The organism is Pseudomonas sp. M47T1, from assembly GCF_000263855.1.
GTDB lineage: Bacteria > Pseudomonadota > Gammaproteobacteria > Pseudomonadales > Pseudomonadaceae > Aquipseudomonas.
This window is the reverse complement of the sequence record NZ_AJWX01000069.1, coordinates 1-722: the sequence shown is the minus strand read 5'-3', so window position 1 is coordinate 722 and position 722 is coordinate 1. Positions and strand designations below refer to the sequence as shown.

The window sequence follows — 722 nt, the reverse complement described above, 5'->3', positions numbered from 1 at the left end:
CCAAGGCGAACAGTGAAGGAAGGGAGATTTTGCAGTAAGCGGATAAAACAACACCGGCACGAGGCCGGTGTTGAGTGAAGGCTATGCAGAACAACTACTCATAAACTTTCGACGCACACAATATCTTTGCAAAAGTACTCCAGCTAGGGCTAGTAACATCACTATCGCCAGAGTTTTTTGCATACATATCTATTGACCGAATCCAGGCTTCCATTGCAGCTAAAAACCTCTCTAAGTCCGGATTTTCCCAGTCATTGGGATTAAGCACCAACCCCTCTCGGAACTCTCCAACAAAATCCGCAAGATCTTCTTTTGTCTGTATATCTCTAACTCGTTCAAAACTCATACGACCCTCACTTACAAACGCCTCGAACACAGATAATCGAACCATTATTGGGCGTAGTCATTTTCCATCCCTCCCTGGCAACCTCCGCTGGCGTAGCGGGAACAACTTTGATTGGAACGCCCGCCTCAGACGCTGCAAGCAATCGTCTATTATCCAAACTGTAAACCGCTCCGTCCTTCTCAAATACCCGGATAGGAGGCAAGTCATCTGGAGAGATTTTCCCTGACTTCAGCCCGTCAATTGTTGACTGAAGAGTTTGGCCATCTTTGAAGGTGTTCGAAACACTATCTTGCGTGAACCGGATATCCTTCGGGTTCGCATAACCAGTCAAGTTTTCTGGCAAAGCAGATGGCAGCTTTTGTCCTACAGCGCCTAC

2 protein-coding genes are annotated in these 722 nt (G+C 47.1%); both read right to left on the bottom strand.

Going from position 1 to position 722, the window contains the following annotated elements; translation table 11 throughout:
- Positions 1 to 94: 94 nt before the first annotated feature.
- The gene (locus tag PMM47T1_RS29485) at positions 95 to 346 is read right to left on the bottom strand and encodes a DUF7660 family protein (RefSeq protein ID WP_081492747.1); all 252 of its coding nucleotides are present in this window, start codon (positions 344 to 346) and stop codon (positions 95 to 97) included.
- Positions 347 to 353: 7 nt separating this feature from the next.
- The coding region (locus PMM47T1_RS30550) for a hypothetical protein (protein ID WP_238536674.1) at positions 354 to 722 on the bottom strand (369 nt) is incomplete at its 5' end.

Bases quoted from the DNA above. Each gene is read 5' to 3' on its own strand.
- PMM47T1_RS29485 (WP_081492747.1), bottom strand. From the start codon at position 346: ATGAGTTTTGAACGAGTTAGAGATATACAGACAAAAGAAGATCTTGCG.